General features: G+C 36.8%; 17 protein-coding genes. All 17 read right to left on the bottom strand.

The genetic code is table 11. The features are described 5' to 3' along the window. The coding region (locus AC220I_RS08675) for a translation initiation factor IF-2 N-terminal domain-containing protein (RefSeq protein WP_486723424.1) at window positions 1–383 on the bottom strand (383 nt) is incomplete at its 3' end. Window positions 384–398: 15 nt separating this feature from the next. Continuing rightward, window positions 399–707 carry a L7Ae/L30e/S12e/Gadd45 family ribosomal protein gene (locus tag AC220I_RS08670; RefSeq protein WP_486723423.1) on the bottom strand — a complete coding sequence of 103 codons (309 nt, stop codon included), beginning with the start codon at window positions 705–707 and terminating at the stop codon, window positions 399–401. Next, the gene (gene rnpM, locus AC220I_RS08665) at window positions 694–963 is read right to left on the bottom strand and encodes an RNase P modulator RnpM (RefSeq protein WP_486723425.1); all 270 of its coding nucleotides are present in this window, start codon (window positions 961–963) and stop codon (window positions 694–696) included. The genes AC220I_RS08670 and rnpM overlap by 14 nt, the downstream gene beginning before the upstream one ends. Then, window positions 960–2,045 (bottom strand): transcription termination factor NusA, encoded by a 1,086-nt coding sequence (gene nusA / locus AC220I_RS08660; RefSeq protein WP_486723422.1) that lies wholly within the window; start codon window positions 2,043–2,045, stop codon window positions 960–962. Before nusA ends, rnpM begins: the two co-directional genes overlap by 4 nt. A gap of 13 nt (window positions 2,046–2,058) precedes the next feature. Then, a complete protein-coding gene (locus AC220I_RS08655; protein WP_486723421.1) occupies window positions 2,059–2,526 on the bottom strand; it encodes a ribosome maturation factor RimP in 468 nt (155 codons plus the stop codon). Between the two features lie 174 nt (window positions 2,527–2,700). After that, window positions 2,701–7,008 (bottom strand): PolC-type DNA polymerase III, encoded by a 4,308-nt coding sequence (locus AC220I_RS08650; RefSeq protein ID WP_486723420.1) that lies wholly within the window; start codon window positions 7,006–7,008, stop codon window positions 2,701–2,703. 54 nt (window positions 7,009–7,062) lie between these two features. Next, window positions 7,063–8,106, bottom strand: a complete 1,044-nt coding sequence (ispG, locus tag AC220I_RS08645; RefSeq protein WP_486723419.1) for a flavodoxin-dependent (E)-4-hydroxy-3-methylbut-2-enyl-diphosphate synthase — start codon at window positions 8,104–8,106, stop codon at window positions 7,063–7,065. Window positions 8,107–8,118: 12 nt separating this feature from the next. Further along, entirely contained in the window at window positions 8,119–9,117 is a 999-nt protein-coding gene (gene rseP / locus AC220I_RS08640; protein ID WP_486723418.1) for an RIP metalloprotease RseP, read from the bottom strand. 12 nt (window positions 9,118–9,129) lie between these two features. Beyond that, the gene (locus tag AC220I_RS08635) at window positions 9,130–10,284 is read right to left on the bottom strand and encodes a 1-deoxy-D-xylulose-5-phosphate reductoisomerase (RefSeq protein ID WP_486723417.1); all 1,155 of its coding nucleotides are present in this window, start codon (window positions 10,282–10,284) and stop codon (window positions 9,130–9,132) included. Between the two features lie 18 nt (window positions 10,285–10,302). Beyond that, complete coding sequence (locus AC220I_RS08630) at window positions 10,303–11,088, bottom strand: phosphatidate cytidylyltransferase (protein ID WP_486723416.1); 786 nt, start codon at window positions 11,086–11,088, stop codon at window positions 10,303–10,305. 12 nt (window positions 11,089–11,100) lie between these two features. Next, complete coding sequence (gene uppS / locus AC220I_RS08625) at window positions 11,101–11,838, bottom strand: undecaprenyl pyrophosphate synthase (protein ID WP_486723415.1); 738 nt, start codon at window positions 11,836–11,838, stop codon at window positions 11,101–11,103. 115 nt (window positions 11,839–11,953) lie between these two features. Continuing rightward, on the bottom strand, window positions 11,954–12,511 hold the full coding sequence (frr, locus tag AC220I_RS08620) for a ribosome recycling factor (protein WP_486723414.1): 558 nt from the start codon (window positions 12,509–12,511) through the stop codon (window positions 11,954–11,956). A gap of 2 nt (window positions 12,512–12,513) precedes the next feature. Beyond that, entirely contained in the window at window positions 12,514–13,224 is a 711-nt protein-coding gene (pyrH, locus tag AC220I_RS08615; RefSeq protein WP_486723413.1) for a UMP kinase, read from the bottom strand. 113 nt (window positions 13,225–13,337) lie between these two features. After that, on the bottom strand, window positions 13,338–13,985 hold the full coding sequence (tsf, locus tag AC220I_RS08610; protein ID WP_486723412.1) for a translation elongation factor Ts: 648 nt from the start codon (window positions 13,983–13,985) through the stop codon (window positions 13,338–13,340). A gap of 90 nt (window positions 13,986–14,075) precedes the next feature. Then, the gene (rpsB, locus tag AC220I_RS08605) at window positions 14,076–14,807 is read right to left on the bottom strand and encodes a 30S ribosomal protein S2 (protein ID WP_486723411.1); all 732 of its coding nucleotides are present in this window, start codon (window positions 14,805–14,807) and stop codon (window positions 14,076–14,078) included. Between the two features lie 164 nt (window positions 14,808–14,971). Then, window positions 14,972–15,499 carry a hypothetical protein gene (locus AC220I_RS08600; protein ID WP_486723410.1) on the bottom strand — a complete coding sequence of 176 codons (528 nt, stop codon included), beginning with the start codon at window positions 15,497–15,499 and terminating at the stop codon, window positions 14,972–14,974. 59 nt (window positions 15,500–15,558) lie between these two features. Continuing rightward, complete coding sequence (locus AC220I_RS08595) at window positions 15,559–15,906, bottom strand: hypothetical protein (RefSeq protein ID WP_486723409.1); 348 nt, start codon at window positions 15,904–15,906, stop codon at window positions 15,559–15,561. Window positions 15,907–16,134 lie beyond the last annotated feature (228 nt).

Below are 16,134 nucleotides of genomic sequence, written 5' to 3'. Positions count from 1 at the left end.
GTATCGTTAGAACGATTTCTGTTGTCATAAGAGCGGTTGTCATTTGATCTCGTGTCATTCGAACGGTTATCATTCGAACGATTATCATATGATCTATTGCGTGAGTCGCTGCTGTAGCTTCTCGTATGCTTCTTGTTCTCTTCTTCTTTTATTTCTTTTGTGCGATCATAAATAATCTTATGATGCTTTTCAGCGGGTTTAGCTTGAGATTGTTCTGAAGCCGGTTTTGATTTCAAATTACCTCTCAATTTAGCAACTTCGTCATCTTCTAAAGTACTCATATGAGATTTAATTTCAAGACCTAACTTTGTGGCTGCATCTTGTACCTCTTTGTTCGATTTGTTTAGTTCTTTTGCTAGTTCGTATATTCGGATTTTTGACATAGCTTCACCTCCGGGTTATAGAACATCAATTTTTTCAATCAATGCTCTAGAAAATTTTTTGTTTGAAATTCCGAACAAACCGTAATTCTCTTTGCCAATTGCTTTTGACAATTCATCCTTAGTAAAAAGGACTCTATAGGCAACGTCTTCCGATTCGCATAACTGGACGATTCTTTTAGTCGTCGTTTCATTTAGATCACTTGCGATAATCATCAATGAAATTTTTTTGCGTTTAATGCCCTCTGTACAGAGCGTTTCGCCTAAAACTAAATTCCCAGATTTCTTTGCGAATCCAATAAGCGTTAAAACGTTATTCATGATCATCTAACTTCTCCTTGAGCGCATCAAAAATAGAATTATCAATTTGAGTCTCAAAAGCGCGGTTAAATGCATTTTTCTTAATCGCTAGATCAAAGCACTTTTTATCCCTACAGATATATGCGCCTCTACCATTTGCTTTTCCTGTAAAATCAACGAAGACTTCGTCTTCTTTATTTTTTACAACTCGAATGAGTTCTTTTTTAGGTTTTTGCTCACCACAACCAATACATTTTCTCATTGGTATCTTTTTCATAATTATTCATCATCTCCGTATACTTCTTCATATTCACCGATTTCACGCAAATAATTTTTATACTGAGTTTCACTTTTTATATCGATTTTCCAACCCGTTAACTTGGCTGCTAAACGTGCATTTTGACCTTCTTTACCGATTGCCAATGACAATTGATAATCCGGTACAACCACAAGTGCAGAGTTATCTTCTTCATCAACCTCAACACGCATTACCTTCGATGGGCTAAGTGCATTTGAAATTAAAATAGCTGGATTTTCATGCCATTCTATAATATCAATTTTTTCACCTTGAAGTTCGTCAACAATATTTTGAACTCTATGTCCCTTTTGACCAACACATGCGCCAACAGGATCAAGGTCAGGATTGCTTGCATAAACTGCAATTTTTGTTCTTGAACCTGGCTCTCTAGAAATGTTCTTCACTTCTACTTCACCATCAAATATTTCTGGCACTTCAAGTTCAAACAGGCGTTTTACAAGACCTGGATGCGTTCTTGAAACATAGATTTGAGGCCCCTTAGTTGCGTTTTTCACTTCAGTGATGTAGGTTTTGATACGCTCACCTTGGATATATTCTTCAGATGGAATTTGCTCATTAGGGGCAAGCATTGCTTCTGTTCTGCCAAGGTTGATGTAAATTGTTCCTTTGGCAATTCTATGAATCACGCCGTTAACAATTTCACTTTCACGACTTGCAAATTCATCATAAATCACACTACGCTCAGCTTCTCTTATCTTTTGAACCACAACCTGCTTTGCAGATTGAGCTGCAATTCTACCAAAATCTTTTGGTGTTACTTTTTCCTTAACAATGTCACCACTTTCGAAATCCTTATCCAGTTTTTTAGCATCTTCAACTGAAATTTGTGTAATTTCGTCAAACACTTCTTCTGCTACGATTCTCACAGAATAAACGTTTATTTCACCAGTCTCACGGTTTAATTCAACCTCTACGTTATGAGTTGCGCCAAAATTGTTCTTATAGGCTTTAATCATCGCATCTTCAATAACATCGAAAAGCATATCCATGGAAAGACCCTTTTCTTTAACCAATTGTTCCAATGCAATAAGAAGTTCTGTTTTCACGTCCTTATCCCTCCTATTCAAAATCTACAATCAGCTTAGCAACAGAAACCTTACTTTTAGGAATCTGAACTTCACCCATTGCTTCATTTTTAATCATAATATTATCATCAACCAATCCTAATAAAATGCCATTAATGACCTTTTGACCTTCAAAGGGTTGATAGAGTTTTAACTGAACTTCTCTTCCTTTAAAACGCTCAAAATCCTGATCTTTTTTAAGCTGTCTCTCAACACCTGGAGAGGTTACTTCAAGAAAATACTGTTCTTCAATAGGATCAATCGTATCCAATTTACTGTTGAGGTGTTGACTTACCAACTGACAATCATCCAGCGATACGCCCTCCTCTTTATCTATAGTCACACGTAAATATCTATACGGTCCCTCCTTAACAAACTCAACATCCACAAGCTCCATACCTTGTGTTTTCGCAAAAGGTGCAACGATATCCGCCACAACGTCAACGACTCTTTTCTTTTTCATAAGCCACCTACTTTCATTTTTTTCATTTATATTTGTTAACGCATTTAATTTCAAATTATGTACTAAAATGTAGAACCATACAAAACACATAAATTTACAATAACAAAGAGTGGGAAACCCCACTCCTTGATGTCTTAGCCTATTAACTCTTATATTATAACACATTGCCCATTTTTATGCAAATGAGAATAGGGATAATTGATTGTCATCAGGCATACCGTCAAAACAGCCATGAATCTTCATTGCTTCGATAACAGTTTTGGATACTTTTGTCTTGGATTGGAAGTCTTCAACCGACAAGAAGTCTATCCCCGAGCTACGAATTTCCTGTATACTAATCGCTGCACTGGCACCAACACCTTGAAGCGCTAAAAATGGTGGTAGTACTTTGCCATCCACAATTTTAAACTTTTCAGCATCAGATTCTTCAAGACTTACTTTCTTAAATTCAAATCCCCTACTGTAAAACTCATCAGCAATCTCTAAAATACCCGCTAAATCCTGCTCTTTTTTAGTTGGTTTTTCAAGGGCTTCAAGTTCCTTCATTTTATTTCGAATGACAATTTTCCCCTTGCATATTAGCTCGGCATCAAAATCATCTACCTTGGTCGAGAAGTAGGTTGCATAAAATGCCAAAGGATGGTGCACTTTAAAGTATGCAATTCTCACACTCATCATTACATATGCTACAGCATGTGCCTTTGGGAACATGTACTGAATCGTCTGACAGGAATTGATATACCAATCTGGGACATCTTTTGCTTTCATGTCCTTAATATCGTCTTCAGAAAGCCCTTTACCCTTACGAACTTTTTCCATGATTTTAAAGGAAGTCAGTGGTTCGAGTCCCTGTAGTAGCAAATAGTTCATAATATCATCACGTGTTGCAATAACATCCTTAATGGTTACCACGTTATTTCTAACCAAGTCTTGAGCATTGTTTACCCATACATCCGTCCCGTGGGAAAGTCCAGATATACGCACCAAGTCAGAAAAGGTCTTTGGTTCAGTATCCCTAAGCATTTGTCTAACGAACTTCGTCCCAAACTCTGGGATGCCAAGACTACCAATATCAAGTGAATACGACTCGTCTACAATCTTTAAAGACTCTGTCGTCGTAAAGATTTTCATGGTCTCCGCATCATCAAGCGATATATCAAATACATTGACACCTGTAAGTTCTTCAAGATACTTGATGATGGTCGGAACGTCGTGTCCAAGAATATCTAGCTTTAGCAAACGACCACTGATTGAGTGATAATCGAAATGCGTTGTAATTACGTCTGAGTTCACATCATTAGCAGGGTATTGTATTGGACAAAATTCATGAATATCATGATCTCTTGGAACAACCATAATACCACCAGGATGCTGGCCCGAAGTCCTCTTGACACCTGTTAACCCCTGGGCTAAACGCTCAATTTCATAGCGGTGTACATCTTCATTTTTTTCTTCAAAATATTTTTTAACATAGCCATAAGCGGTTTTCTCTGCAATTGTACCGATCGTCCCCGCCTTAAAGGTCTTACCAGCACCAAAGAGAACTTCACAATACTTATGGGCATTTGCTTGATAGATTCCGGCAAAGTTAAGGTCGATATCGGGCTCTTTATCACCATCGAAACCGAGGAAGGTTTCAAAGGGAATATCGTGGCCATCTTTAATGAGCTTTTCGCCACACTCTGGACAGGTTTTATCCGGCATATCCACACCTGCTGAAAAACTACCGTCTGTGATAAACTCAGAATATTTACACTTGCCACAAATATAATGTGGTGGCAATGGATTAACCTCTGTGATGTCACTCATGGTTGCTGCGAAAGAAGAACCGACCGATCCCCTTGAACCTACAAGGAAACCATCATCCAGCGATTTCTTAACAAGCTTTTGTGCGATGATGTACATAACAGCATAGCCATTACCTATAATAGAATTAAGTTCTCGATTGATTCTCTTGTCAACTATTTCAGGTAGTGGCGTACCATAGATTCGTGCAGCCTTGTTCATACACATTTCCCTAAACTCTTCGTCAGCACCATCAATTTTAGGCGGAAATGTCCCCTTGGGAACTGGTAAAATATTTTCACAGGAATCTGCGATTTTTCTTGGATTGTCGATGACAATTTCTTTTGTACGACTGCCAAGATAAGAAAATTCCTTCATCATTTCTTCAGTGGTTCTGAAATAAAGCGGTGCTTGATTATCTGCATCTTTAAAGCCATTCCCTGCCATGAGAATTCTTCGATAAACCTCATCTTCCGGATCTAGGAAGTGGACATCACAAGTTGCAACAGTGGGTTTTCCAAGAGAATCTGCCAATGCAACAATCCCTAAATTGATCTCCTCAAGTTCTTTGTGATCTCTTACTCTACCGTTTTCAATCATAAAGGCATTATTGCCTGTTGGTTGAATTTCAAGATAATCATAGAACTCTGCTATATTTCTGACAACATCAGGTTCTTTATTGTTGATGATGGCTTTGTATAATTCGCCGCCTTCACATGCACTGCCTATAATAAGACCTTCACGTTTTGCTCTTAATGTGCTTTTTAATATTCTCGGTTTTCTATAAAAGGTCTTTAAATTAGATTCTGAAACGATCTCATATAGATTTCTCAATCCCGTCTTATTCTGAGCCAATAAGATTACATGAGACATATCCATCATTTGAAAACTCATTTCTTTTGAAGCCAAATAGTTTATGCCAATGAGATCATGAATTTCTCTTTCCTTGAGCATTTCGACAAACTTTGAAAAAACTCTGCCAGTCGCTTCAGCATCTGCAACTGCTCGATGGTGATCACTTAAGGTGATTTTCAAATATTTTGTAATGGCTTTAAGGTTGTGTTTTTTTATATCCGTGAGTAGAAGACGGCTCAATGCGAGCGTATCTAAAATTAAATTATCAAACGGAAGTCCAAGTTTGTGACAATTATAGCGTATAAATGAAGCATCAAATGTTGCGTTGTGGGCTACCACAGGGCAATCCCCAACAAAAGCCATAAACTTAGGTAAAACCTCTTCAATACTCGGTTGGTTCTTCACCATGTCATTGTTGATACCAGTAAGCTCAATAATATGAGGTGGAATCAAACGACCAGGATTGATAAGTTCACTAAAGCGTTCAACAACGCCGCCTTCTTTTACCTTAACAGCACCTATTTCTATAATATTGTCATTATTATAGGAGAAACCTGTGGTTTCTATATCAAATATGACAAAATTTTCATCTAGGCTGTAATCGTTGGCATCTTTAATCATTTCAGTTTCATCATCGATCAAATAGCCTTCGAGTCCATAAAGCACTTTAATCTTGTCCCCTGCATAAGATGCGGCATCAGGAAAGGCCTGTAGAACACCGTGATCTGTAATAGCAATCGCAGGATGCCCCCATTCAATGGCAGTGTTTATGATTTTTTTCACAGATGTAATGCCATCCATCTCACTCATATTGGTATGAAGATGAAGTTCGACGCGCTTTTCTTCTGAATGGTCCATACGTTTTTCCTCTTTTTTACCCTCATTGATGGCAGTAAACTGGAGAACACGTTCTTTGTCGAATTGATCATATCGGTTTATACCTTCAATGATGAACCATAGTCCATTCTTAATACGTTCTGATAGTTCTTCATATTCATTTTTCTTTAAAAACTGTTTACAACAAATTGCATTTGTACCATCAGATACAAATATCTTATATAAAAACTTACCACCCTTGAGTTCTCTACTATCCGTGGTAACGACTTTTCCTTCTACTGCGTAAACCTCTTCCTCTTGTACAATGTCCTTAATCATGGAGATTGGTCTCTTAACACGATTTCTAAACAAGACATCACTAGGTTTATCACCTTTTGAACTTGCAGATGATTTGGTATTAGAGGCAGGTGTCTGCGCTGCTTGGTTTCGTAATAATTCTTCATTAAAGGCAGCCGTTGCATTTTGAACAATTGCCTCAATCTCTTCATCCTTCATACGTTCAAAGGCTTCAATACCTTCAACATCGGACTTAAGGGCACTTGTGCTGACCTCAAAGGTTCTATTAAGATTTTTTTGACAAATCTTATCGATCATGTCCGTAGTGTTGTACTGGTGAAATGTATTTTCAAGGCCTTGATCTTCAAAGACAATACTGATTTGGTTCTTGTTAAAATCAATTTTGCTCTTTCTTAAAATACTGGCAACTGCCGGATTATTCCGCTTTATGACGTATAAAATATTATCCCAATGCTCAGAAATATCGATTTCCTGATCTGAGCCTGTAATCGCAACATTCTCTACGCCTATCTCAAAATGTTTAATTTCAGTAAAAACAATACCTAAATTCTTTTTAAGTTTATCAATGTTCTGTGATGGGATAAAAGAGCGCGAATTTAACAATATCGTCAAAGCATTTTGTTCTCTCTTATATTCAATTTTCTTTATTTCAATATCATTGATTTGCAAAGACTCTGCAATCAACTCATTAAAAGGAATACGATTCATTAACTCAACCTTTCCATTTAAATTCAGATACGACTATAAAACAGGGGCATTGGCCTAGTAGTTTTCAATTTCTTCAAGCAGGGCTTCCATAACTTGGTCTTCTTTAATTTTACGCACAACCAAGCCCTTTTTAAAGAGAAGATACTCACCTCTACCGCCTGCAATACCTAGATCTGCCTCTCTGGCTTCTCCAGGCCCATTTACGGCACACCCCATAATTGCAACTGTGATATCCTTGTTCATATGTTCAATTTTCGCTTCAATTTCTTGAGTGAGCTTAATAAGATCCACTTCTGTTCTACCACAGGTAGGACATGCAATAATTTTAATCCCAAAGCTTCTTAGATCAAGAACTTCAAGTATTTTTTTAGCAACCTTGATTTCTTCAACCGGTGTATCCGTCATGGTAACGCGGATGGTATCACCAATACCATCAAGTAATAATGAACCAATGCCAATTGAAGATTTCACAGTACTTGAAAATTTAGTACCAGCTTCAGTAATACCAAGATGCAAGGGATAGTCAACACGTTCACTTAAGAGCCTGTAAGCCTTCACGGTTAGTGGAATATCAGAAGCTTTTATAGATATTGCAATATCATAAAAATCAAGCGCTTCCAAAATTTCCACATGAGAAAGTGCGCTCTCAACAAGCGCTTCTGCAGTTAAACCACCGTATTTCTCATAAATAGACTTATCAAGAGAGCCCCCGTTAACGCCTATTCTAATGGGAATCTCCTTGGATTTTGCAAGTGCAACAACTTCCTTAACCTTTTCCAGACTACCGATATTGCCGGGATTAAGTCTAATTTTATCAACACCACTCTCAATTGATTCGATTGCAAGTCGATGATCAAAATGAATATCCGCAACTATCGGGATATGGATTTGCGCTTTTATCTCGCGTATCGCTTTTGCAGCTTCCATGGTAGGTACTGCTACTCTGACGATTTCACAACCTGCAGCTTCAAGTTCAAGGATTTGTCTTACCGTTTCTGATATATTTTCAGTTTTGGTATTTGTCATGGACTGGATCAATACTGGATTGTTGCCACCCATTTTCAAATTGCCAACTCTTATTTCTCGTGTATGTTTCATTTAAGCCTCCATTTAAAGCTTGGATATATCCCTAAACACTAAGAAGATCATCAATGCCATTAAAATGACTATACCAACGTAGTGCACGTAGCCTTCTTTTTCTCGGTCAATGGGTCTACCCAAAATCATTTCTATAACGACAAAAATAATTCTACCCCCATCAAGTGCTGGAAACGGTAACAAGTTCACAATACCTAGGTTGATTGAGATATAAGCCGCTATGAAGAGTAAATTCAAAAATCCAGCTCTTGAAGCTTGACCAATAACACCCACGATGCCAACTGGACCAACAATTTCACCCTCGACCTTATTAGAACCTAATTGGGTAAAAAACTTAAATATATCTGTAAAAAAGGATACAAACTGCTTACCAGCAAGCGGAAAAGCCTTAGTCACTTGCTTAACAGGTAATGACGAAACACCAATTCTATAAGTATTATCTGTTGGATCAAGTGCTGGTGTAACCTCCAAATTTAATTGATTGTCATTTCTAACAATGACAACTTCAAGGATTTTACCCTCACTCTTATCTATATTGTCAATCACACCATCCCATGAGTTGATTTCATTTTGATTGATTTTAATAATGGTATCCCCTGATTGGAAGCCTGCTGCTTGAGCTGGACTGCCTTCTAAAACCTGGTCAATCGTGTTTGATGGATAGCCGACACTGAACATTATAATCACCAAAAGTACATAAGCCAATATAAAGTTCATTATTGCACCAGCTGCTAAGACAATTAGACGCTGCCACGGTTTCTTTTGCACAAAACTTCTAGGATCATCCGATTCACCATCTTCGCCTTCCATTTTGACATAACCGCCAATGGGTAGCGCTCTGATGGAGTACATGGTTTCAGGCCCTTGTTTTTTATAAATAGCAGGCCCCATGCCAAGTGAAAACTCGTGAATTTTAACACCGTTCAATCGTGCTGTAATAAAATGACCAAATTCATGAGACAACACGATGATTCCAAATACAAAAATAAAACTTATTATTGTCAATAACATAAGCATTCCTTTCTAATGTCTACGATTAAGCCTCTCTAAGGTTAATCTTCTAGCTTCCTTATCCACTTCCATTATTTTCTCAATTGTCAAATTGGTTTCATTCTTAAATTGGTTCATGATTTCAATAATATGATCAGAAATATCGTAAAAACCGATAAGATCGTCTAAATAAGCTTGCACCAGAACTTCATTAGCCGCATTCATAATCGTTGGCATAAGGCCACCACTAGATAAAGCGTCCTTTGCGATTTTTAAACAAGGAAAACGTATTTCATCTGGCGCACTAAAGCTCAAGTCCTTAAGTTTAGAGAAATCGAGTCTCTCTATGGTATTAAAGTTTCTTTCAGGATAATCAAGCGCATAGATAATCGGCAGTCTCATATCTGGACAACCAAGCTGCGCCATAACTGAAGCATCATTGAATTGTACCATGGAGTGAATAATACTCTGAGGGTGTACAACAACCTCTATTTGTTCTGGTGCTACATCAAACAACCATTTTGCTTCAATAAATTCAAGGCCTTTATTCATAAGGGTTGCTGAATCAATGGTGATTTTGCGTCCCATAGACCAGTTTGGATGTTTTAAGGCTTCAACTGCCCTCTTAAAACGAATCTCTTCTTTGGTAAAATTTCTAAAAGCCCCACCGGATGCCGTCAACAATATTTTTTCAACACTTCCTTGATGCTCACCATTCAAACACTGAAAAATAGCACTGTGTTCACTGTCCACAGGTAGAATTATCGAACCATGTTGCCTAGCAAGCGGCATAATCAATTCGCCAGCAGTGACCAAGGTTTCTTTATTAGCAAGTGCAATGGTCTTGCCGGCTTTTATAGCTTTCACTGTTGGAAGCAAACCAATATTGCCTACAACAGAAGTCAGAACAATGTCAACTTCTGGGTGTTCAACAACTTCAATTAATCCCGACATCCCTTTAAGAACTTTTATATCATACATTTTGAGTTTGCCTTCAAGTGTTTCAAAGGCTTGCTCATCATAAACAACAACATATTGAGGCTTATGCAAAATGGCTTGCTCATATATTTTGTCAACTTGCCGATTGCATGTAATGGCAAATACCTCATATCGTCCACTCTCTTTGATTATTTCAAGTGCTTGGGTCCCAACAGAACCTGTCGAACCTAAAATGGTAACTTTTTTCATCTTTGATTTCTCCGTCTTTTATATCAAATAGTTGAAAATGACAATAAAATAGTAAACAAGTGGCATGGTAATTATGATGCTGTCAAAACGATCCAACACACCACCATGTCCTGGCATGATTTTGCCGAAATCCTTAATATCAAACAATCTTTTAATTTTAGACGCAATCAGGTCTCCAATTTGAGATAAGATACTACCCACAAGGCCTAAAAATACCGCGTAGAGTTGAAAATCCGGGTTGAATACTCTTGCATAGGCATAACTAAACACCAAACATGCAATCACGCCGCCAAGCGAACCCTCAACCGTCTTGTTAGGACTAACCGTTGGTATCAAAGGCGTTGACCCAATAACCTTACCGGTAAAATAAGCAAATGTATCTGTGACAAAGGCTATAATAAACGGGTACCAAATAAAGAAATTGCTATCCAGTTTCCATATCATAATAATATGGGATAGTGAAAAAGCCACATAGAAAAAACCTACAAAGGTTACCATACTCCCCATGATGATATTCTTCTTGTGGAGCATTGTCAATGTAAGTAGTAAAAATAAGAAAACAGCAATCAAAAATGTATAGTAATCCTGAGGCATGTCATAAAACAAACCTACATACCAAGCCGTTGAGGTAATATATCCTGCCCATTTAAGAACATGATATTTGCTTGAGAATGCTTTATAAAATTCATATTGACCTATAATGCTGAGTAAGAAGGCTGCAAAAAATAAGAGCGCACCTCCTTTAAACAATATAAAAAACAGTAACGGAAGTGCTATGAGTGCTGAAATTGTACGGAGTTTCATTGATTTCACCTCTTATATCGCACCAAATCTGCGATGTCTTTTTTGATATTTAGCCAAAGCACTTCTATATAAGTTTTCATTAAAGTCGGGCCAAAAATGATCTTCAAAAATAAATTCAGTATAGGCAACTTGCCATAACATAAAATTACTTAATCTCTGCTCACCACTTGTTCTTATCAATAAATCAGGGTCTGGTAGTCCACTGGAGTAAAGATGGTCCGAAACCATTTGCTCATCAATATCCTCTATATTCACCTGATCGTTTTTAACGTCATTCGCAATTTGTTTGACAGCTCTTAAAATTTCGTCTCGTCCACCATAATTAAGGGCGATGTTGAAATTCATCTCAGTATGGTCCTTAGTACGATCAATTGCTCTAAGGACCTCTGTTTTGGCATAGGAAGGCAAGGCCTCTATATCACCAAAAATATTGATTTTAACTTTATTTTCAATAATTTCATCAATTTCAGATCTGAAAAACTTAACTAGAATTTCCATGAGACCATTTACTTCTTCCTCAGGTCTTCTCCAGTTTTCAGTTGAAAAAGCATAAAATGTAATATTTTCAATTTTTAATTTTTTACTCTCAATGACTATGCGTTTCAGCATTTCTGTACCAGCATTATGGCCCATTAAACGAGGCAATCCTCTTTTTTTTGCCCATCTGCCATTGCCGTCCATAATGAAAGCAACATGTTTTGGGAGATTATCAAGTTCTACGAGTTCATCGTTCTTTTTTTTAAATAACATGTATTTTCCTCGGTAATTTAATTTTAGAATCCCACGTGCACATCATATCCAAATATTACTTATATAGATTATGTCCAATTAAGGAAAAGCCCTCCAAATGGTGGAGGGCAAAAGCTTATACTTCCATGATCTCATCATTTTTTTTGGTGATCAATTGGTCAATTGTAGCAACGTGATCATCAACCATCTTTTGAACTTCTTTTTCTGCCGAGGTCAAATCATCTTCTGTAATTTCTTTATTTTTTTGCATTTTTTTGAGTGATTCAATTGCATCTCTTCTCTCATTTCTAAGAGCAACTTTAGCATCTTCACCAATTTTTTTAGCTTGTTTTGCCAAGTCTTTTCTTCTTTCTTCAGTTAACATTGGCATTACCAATCTTATCACTTTGCCATCATTACTTGGGTTAATGCCCAAATCAGCAATTTGAATTGATTTTTCAATATCTTTTAAGATAGATGCATCATAAGGTTGAATTTGAATAATTCTAGGTTCAGGAACAGAAATACTTGCCAATTGCTTAATAGGTGTATCTGAACCATAGTAGTTAACCATAACTCTATCTAAAATAAGTGGATTTGCTCTACCAGCACGAATGTGATTTAGTTCATCCTTTAGTACGCTAAGTGTTTTCTCCATTTTTTCATTTAAGTGTTCATGTACTTGATTTCTCATTACTAGGCCTCCTCAATGATAGTTCCAACATTTAATCCAGAGCATGCTTTGATAATATTTTCAGGGACATTTAAGTCAAATACAGAAATTGGAATGTGGTTGTCCATACAAATTGTAATAGATGTCAAATCCATAACGCCTAATTTTTGATTAAGAACTTCTGTAAAGGAAATTCTATCATATTTTTTGGCATGGTCAAATTTCGCAGGGTCACAATCATATACACCGTCGATGTTCTTAGCAAGTAATATCAATTCTGCATCAATCTCTGCGGCACGAAGTGCAGCGGCTGTATCTGTTGAGAAAAATGGACTTCCAGTTCCAGCTGCAAAAAGAACAACTTTCCCCTCGCTCAAGTAATGAACAGCATTTTCTCTGTTATAGGCTTCCCCCACTTGAGGCATTGGAATTGCACTAAGTACTTTACTTTCAACCCCTAAATATTTTAATGCATCAGACATCGCCAATGAATTCATCACAGTTGCAAGCATTCCCATATAGTCCGCTGTTGTTCTTTCCATGTTAGGGTTAGAACGGCCTCTCCAAAAATTGCCCGCGCCGATGACGATTCCAACTTCTGCGCCAAACTGATGAAGCTTCTTAACATAACCTGCAATTTCTTGAACCGTATCATAATCGACACCAGTTCCTTTTGCACCAGCCAAAACCTCACCGCTTAATTTTAACAACACACGTTTATATTTAAGTTCCAAAGCAAAACCTCCGTTCTATCTCTATTTTACAGTAATTCATGAGTCCAATCAAACTTTTTTTCCTTAAAAAAGAGAACACACATGTGTTCTCTCTTGATTTTGATAATTTATAATTAACCTTGTAATTGCTTAGCAACTTCTTCAGCAAAGTTTTCTGATTTCTTTTCGATACCTTCGCCAACTTCAAATCTAGAAAATCTTCTGATTGATAAGTTTTCACCGATTTTAGCAATTTTTTCTTTTAAAAGGTCATCAATTGTTTTATCTGGATCTTTAATGAAAGGTTGCTCTAATAAACAAACTTCTTTGTAGTATTTCGCAATTCTACCTTCAACCATTTTATCAACGATTTGAGCAGGTTTTCCTTCATTTAAAGCTTGGTTTCTTAAGATTTCTTTTTCTGCTTCGATCGCTTCTTGAGGTACTTCTTCTCTTCTTACATAAAGTGGCTTAGCAGCAGCAACTTGCATTGCAACATCTCTACCAAACTCTTGGAATTCTTCGTTTTTAGCAACGAAATCTGTCTCACTGTTGATTTCAACAATAACACCAATTCTTCCACCATGAATATATGAAGCTACGATACCCTCTGCAGCAATTCTATCACTTTTCTTAGCAGCTTTAGCAATCCCTTTTTCTCTAAGGTATTTGATTGCCTCTTCCATATCACCATTTGTTTCAACAAGCGCTTTCTTACAATCCATCATACCAGCGCCAGTTGCTTCTCTTAACTCTTTAACTAATGAAGCTGAAATTGACATGTTAAATCCTCCTTATTGTTATATTAAAGACTATTGTCTTATGTTTTTCTTTAAAAAAGGTAAGAGAATTTCTCTTACCTCAATATTTTATTACTCTTCAGTTCCAGCTGCAGCAGCAACAGGTGCGTCTGTTAATTGCTCACCTTGTTTAGCTTCAATTACAGCATCTGCCATTTTACCAGCGATTAATTTAACCGCTCTAATAGCATCATCATTACCTGGAATTACATAATCAACTTCATCTGGATCACAGTTAGTATCAACGATAGCAACAACTGGAATTCCTAAATTTTTAGCTTCTTTGATTGCAATTCTCTCTTTTTTAGGGTCAACAACGAATAAAGCACTTGGTAATTTATTCATATCTTTGATACCACCTAAATATTTTTCCAATTTTTCTTTTTTAGCTTTTAATTGGAGAACTTCTTTTTTAGGTAATGCTTCAAAAGTACCGTCATTTTCCATTTTTTCTAATTTGAATAATAAATCAATTCTTTTTTTGATTGTTTTGAAGTTTGTTAACATACCACCTAACCATCTTTGGTTAACGAAGTACATACCAGCTCTTAACGCCTCTGTTTCGATTGCTTCTTGAGCTTGTTTCTTAGTACCAACAAAAAGAACTGTACCATTATCTTCTACAACGCTTTTTAAGAAATCATAAGCATCATCTACTTTACCAACAGTTTTTTGAAGGTCGATGATGTAGATACCATTTCTTTCTGTGAAGATGTACTCAGCCATTTTAGGATTCCATCTTCTTGTTTGGTGACCAAAGTGTACACCAGCTTCAAGTAAATCTTTCATTGAGATTACTGACATTTTTTTATTCCTCCTCGTTTTTTACCTCCCTACTTTTCATCTTTCAGAATAACCCTTGGGCAACAATTCCAAAATTGAAGTAGGTGTGTTTTTATTACCTTAAGTAGTATATCACAAAGCCCATTGAAGCTCAACTTTTTTTTGCATTGACTTTGCTATAATTATTATGTTTTTTTCGTCACATCCGGGAGCTGTATCAATAGCTGAAGTTCGCCAATCCCCATGTCGAACTCTTTAGCAATCGCTTTAAGTGGAACCCCCTCACTTCTGCGTTTAATCACTTTCTCTCTAAGCGTCATGGCTTGTTCATCCATCACGAGAGGTAGATCAGCAATTTCTTTCGTCTCCACAAGGACTTCTTGCCTAAGCTGGTCCATCTTTTCTGCATGTGACTTAGGCGTATAAACCTTGGTTTCAGGTTCCTTTTTAGGACTGCCTTTTAATACTTCATCACCCCTAGGCATGGTCAATAAGGTCAAGACCTTTTCCTCTAAGAGTTGAATTTCTTTTTCATGCTGTGAGTACTTGCCCTCAAGATCACTTGCAATTTCATAAAAAGCACTGTTCATTTCATCTATAGAGGTCTGAAGGCTTTCAAGAAGCGCAAACAAATCCTCTTCTTTATACACCTTTGAATGCTCAAGAAGCTGTTCACGTTTTAAAATGACTCTATTTAATTCAAATCTGATCATAAAAATGGAACTGATTACAATAATCAGTCCAAAAATTATACTTACTATATACATATGATCTACACTTTCATATCGAATTTTGTGCCTGCCTTATCATAAATCGTCGGAGCAGGTTTATGGACATGCTCATTATCTTTGTCTTTTTCATCGTCATGATCCGAGAGATGCTTCTTCTTTTTCTTCTTCTTTTTTTCGGCTTCATTGTCTTTTTTATTATTTTTAATCTTATTATGCTCTTTTTGCTCTAAAGTATTGACCATCTTACTTTTCTTTTCGGTTTCCTCTTTATTTTCAATCTGAGTATTAACAAGATCATTATCCTGCTTGCTGACAACGCTTTGCTTAGCAGGATGAATTTCTTGGGTTTTGTGTACAATCATTTGCATATCAGCTGGCCTAATTCCCATAATTTCACCTTCCTTTAGAAATGTAAGATCATCAAATTCTGTCCATCCATATGCCTATGATCTTAAGATTTAATAAGTTCTCGCTACGATTTCACCTTTATCCTTGAGAATACTTGTATGGGTCATTTCATGTTTAACATAATAGCTTGTGCTGCCTATTTTTACACGTGTACCAGGATAGATCATTCTGGCTGAAAGTTTAGCACCTCTTATGTTGTTGACAAGTTC

This window comes from Fusibacter sp., from assembly GCF_057447755.1.
This window is presented reverse-complemented; position numbering and strand designations above follow the sequence as displayed.